Here is a 4,104-nt window from a genome sequence, read left to right on the forward strand (position 1 = left end):
TTATTTATGCAAGCATAAATAATTTACATAGATTTGCATGTGTTAAGCATTCTGTCAGCGTTCATCCTGAGCCAGGATCAAACTCTTCATTCAATATCTTCTTTTTTTATTTCTTATATTAAATATTCTTTTACACCTTTTGTGTCTTTAGTTTAATCCTTATTAAGTTATTAGCAATTGACTTCTTTTCTTGTCTTTCACAGTTGTTTGTTTGCTTTTCTTATTTCTTATCTCATTGTCCTTCCACTCGGTCTCCCTCGTGGACAATATCTATATTACCATATATTATCTCTTATTGTCAACTACTTTTTTTCTTTTTTTTGAAATTTTTTTCTCTTTTTTTTGAAAATTAAAATGTACCTTTAAACTTTGCTTTGTTTTTTTAGTTTATTGGTACATTTTATAAATATTTTTTATTTAAAATCCATTATTTTCATTTAATAATTTAAACCATTCTCCAGATTTTTTTATTTTTCTCTCTTGAGTATTTATATCTAATTCTATTAGACCATATCTATTTTTATACGCATTTAGCCATGACCAACAATCTATTGTAGTCCAAACTAAATATCCAAAACAATTAGAACCAGCTTCTATTCCTTTATGTAACTCGATTAAATGTTCTTTAAAGAATTCTATTCTATAATCATCTTGAATTTGTCCATTTTCTTTATATTTTTCTTCTCCTTCTACACCCATACCATTTTCAGAAACAAACCAAGGAATATTTCCATAATTATCTCTTATATTCAACGCTATATCATATAATCCTTGAGGATAAATTTCCCATCCTCTATGAGGATTCATACGACGTCCAGGCATAACATAATAATCATAATAATACTCAGGCATAAACGGAGCTTCCGGATTAGGAAGAGAGGCTCTCGCTGCAACTCTTATTGGTTGATAATAATTCACTCCTAGTATATCTACCGTATTTTCTTTTATAGTTTTCAATTCATCTTCTGTATATTCTGGCATTAAATCGTGTTTTTTTATAATCTCTACCAATTCTTTATCATAACTTCCTTTAACAGCTGGATCTAAAAAAGATTTATTTGCAAAAAGTTCTGCTATTCTTGCAGCTTTCAAATCTGCAGGATTTTGTGATCTAGGATATGCAGGTGTTAAATTTAATATTATTCCTATTTTTCCATCTTTTACTATACCTTTAAATTCTTTTATTGCTTCAGCAGAAGACAAAGCAAGATTATACCCTACTTGAACAGCTTTTTTAGGATCTACTTCCATAGGATAATGATATTGTTTTAAATATCCACACTCAACCGTTACTATAGGTTCATTAAATGTAAACCACATTTTAACTATATCCCCAAATAATTCAAAACATTTTTTAGCATATTCTTTATACGCTTTAACAACTTCCTTACTTTCAAAACCACCAAATTTTTCTTGAAGAACAAGAGGAGTATCAAAATGAGATAAATTAACCATAACCTCAATTCCTTCTTCTTTCAAAGCTTCAAAATATGATCTATAAAACTCATAAGCCTTAGGATTTATCTCTCCTACTCCATCTGGAATAAGTCTTGACCAAGAAATTGAAGTTCTAAAAGCATTATGACCTGTTTTTTTCAACAACTTAACATCTTCTAAATATCTTTTATACATAGTAGTTGTATTTTCAGGCCCTATATTGTTATGAAACTTATATGGTTCCAACTCATAAAGTTTATCCCAAACCGTTAAACTTTTACCATCTCCCGATACTCTTCCTTCACTTTGTTCAGCACTTATTGAACTTCCCCACAGGAAACCTTCTGGAAATTTAATCATAAATACACTCACTCCTTATAACTTTCTATTATTCTTAATATATTCTTCTATTTGTTTCAATACTCTCTTTTTCTTTTTCTTTAAAAAATACGACATTAAAAATTCAACTATCATATTATTATATTTATTCCAAAAAGAATCTGTATAATATTCCTCAATATATTCAACCTCTAAATTTTCATTATCTATATCATTTAATAAGTATTTAACAATATTTTCTCCAAGAGAAGTTTTATAAACTAAAGAATACTCCTTATTTTCTTCAATATTTATCAATTCAACACTACTTTCTACTTTTTGTGAAAACTTAGAACTTAATTCTTTTTTAAATTTCATTCCTTTTTCTATTTTTTTTACATTTAATTCTCTTTTTAAATTCTCTAATAAAAAATTATAAAATTCACTACTCGAAACATTTAATTTCATCTTTAATTTCATTTTTTTCTCCTAGACATTATAAAGCCACTAATAATTAAAAAAGCTCCCATTATTAAATTTATAGGTTTGTAATTATATGGATATGTAGCTATTGATAACGTCCCTAAAGTTATTAAAAAATATGACCAAGATTTCATAAATTACCTACCTTTTTAAAAAATGGGGATAAACCCCCATTTTTTCTATTTATCTTTTACTCTATTAGCTAATATTACAAATGGTGTGTAAAGAACAAAGGCAACTAAAACGTTAAATAATGAAACTAATGCCGCCATTATTGAACCACCTGTTGCAAAGAATGCGTATAATCCTGGAGGTAATACCCAAGGAACTGCAACGTAAACCGGAGGAACTATTCCAAGTTTTGTTGCAACATAAGCAATTATTGACCCTAAAGTTGGTGCTAATAAGAATGGTATTATATATATAGGATTTAATACTATTGGTAATCCAAATATTATTGGTTCATTAATATTAAATACTCCCATAGGTGTTCCAAGTTTAGCTATCGCTCTATATTCTTCTCTCTTAGAGAATAACATTATAGCAATTACTAAAGCTATACTTATTCCTGAACCACCCATTTGTAGATAAGCATCAAAAGATCCTCTTGTCCATATATATGGTAAAGTATCTATAGTACCACCTTTAGCTATATGATCAGCATTTGCAAGTAAAGCTGGTTGGTATATACCTTCTATAATTGGTCCTAATACATTGTGTCCATGTAATCCAAAGAACCAGAATAATTGTATCAAGAAAGATATAAGCGCTACAGAGAATATACCTTGTGATAATCCAAGTAATGGAATTTGTATATACACAGATATTAAATCATTTAATGAAGAACCTGTAGTTTTAGTTATAACAAAAGATAAAATAGAACATACATATACTGCTACTATACCTGGAATTAATGAAGTAAATGCTTTATTTACTGCAGGTGGAACTGAATCAGGTAATTTAATTGTTATATTTTTCAACATTAAGTTACAGAAAATTAATGTAGAGATAAATCCTATTATCATTGCAGCAAATAATCCTGTTGCTCCTAAATAGTTAACATTTATATATCCCCATTGATCAACAGGAATCATAGTACCATTAACATCTAAATCAAATTTAGCACTTTGTGGTAAAAATGCTATAAACGAACCAAGAGCAACTAAAGCTCCAGCTAAAGGATTAACCTTATAGCTATTTGATAAGTTATACCCTAAAGCAACAATGAAAACTAAAGATAAGATAGCAAGTGATGCAAACCATACTACTCCATTTATTTGTATAAGTGGTTGCATAGCTTCAACAAACCCTGTCATTCCTGCATTATTAGGTAAATCTCTAAAGAATACGTTTAATAATACCGCTACTGATCCTACCATAGTTATTGGTAATATAGAAATAAACGAATCTCTAATTGCCACTAAATGTTTTTCAGCAGATATTTTTTGTGCTACTGGAACAAATTTCTGTTCCATCCAATTCATGAATCCATTCATATTGTTTTCTCCTTATATATTTTTATTTTTTTAATATTTCTAAAACGCTATTTAAGACTTTTTCTCCATTCATAGCTCCATAGTCCATCATGTTTATAACATTAACAGGAGTATCTCCAAACATTTCTTTCATAGCTCCTTCAAGATATTTAACTTGTGGACCAAGTAAAAGTATATCAATTTTACCAACATATTCATTAGCTTGAGCTTCAGGTATAGCTTTTATTTCTGCTTCTATTCCTCTCGCTTCAGCTGATTTTTTCATTTTTTCAACTAAAAAACTTGTTGACATACCCGCACTACATACAAGTAAAATTTTTAACATAATTCTCACCTCTATAATTCAATTTTAAATCTAGTATAAGCATCA

At 28.5% G+C, this 4,104-nt stretch carries 4 protein-coding genes and 1 rRNA gene; all 5 read right to left on the reverse strand.

Features of this window, described 5'->3' with window-relative positions:
* Nucleotides 1-93: ribosomal RNA gene (locus tag ACWYO2_RS05035) — 16S ribosomal RNA — on the reverse strand; the annotation flags it as partial.
* A gap of 324 nt (nt 94-417) precedes the next feature.
* Nucleotides 418-1,797 carry a glycoside hydrolase family 1 protein gene (locus ACWYO2_RS05040; protein ID WP_455515393.1) on the reverse strand — a complete coding sequence of 460 codons (1,380 nt, stop codon included), beginning with the start codon at nt 1,795-1,797 and terminating at the stop codon, nt 418-420.
* 15 nt (nt 1,798-1,812) lie between these two features.
* Nucleotides 1,813-2,235 (reverse strand): DUF3284 domain-containing protein, encoded by a 423-nt coding sequence (locus ACWYO2_RS05045; protein ID WP_455515394.1) that lies wholly within the window; start codon nt 2,233-2,235, stop codon nt 1,813-1,815.
* 182 nt (nt 2,236-2,417) lie between these two features.
* Nucleotides 2,418-3,734: a PTS sugar transporter subunit IIC gene (locus ACWYO2_RS05050; RefSeq protein ID WP_455515395.1), complete on the reverse strand. Its 1,317-nt coding sequence runs from the start codon at nt 3,732-3,734 to the stop codon at nt 2,418-2,420.
* A gap of 22 nt (nt 3,735-3,756) precedes the next feature.
* Nucleotides 3,757-4,059, reverse strand: a complete 303-nt coding sequence (locus ACWYO2_RS05055; protein ID WP_455515396.1) for a PTS sugar transporter subunit IIB — start codon at nt 4,057-4,059, stop codon at nt 3,757-3,759.
* Between the last annotated feature and the right edge of the window lie 45 nt (nt 4,060-4,104).

This window comes from Pseudostreptobacillus sp. (assembly GCF_977040545.1).

Bases quoted from the DNA above. Each gene is read 5' to 3' on its own strand.
- ACWYO2_RS05040 (WP_455515393.1), bottom strand. From the start codon at position 1,797: ATGATTAAATTTCCAGAAGGTTTCCTGTGGGGAAGTTCAATAAGTGCT.
- ACWYO2_RS05045 (WP_455515394.1), bottom strand. From the start codon at position 2,235: ATGAAATTAAAGATGAAATTAAATGTTTCGAGTAGTGAATTTTATAAT.
- ACWYO2_RS05050 (WP_455515395.1), bottom strand. From the start codon at position 3,734: ATGAATGGATTCATGAATTGGATGGAACAGAAATTTGTTCCAGTAGCA.
- ACWYO2_RS05055 (WP_455515396.1), bottom strand. From the start codon at position 4,059: ATGTTAAAAATTTTACTTGTATGTAGTGCGGGTATGTCAACAAGTTTT.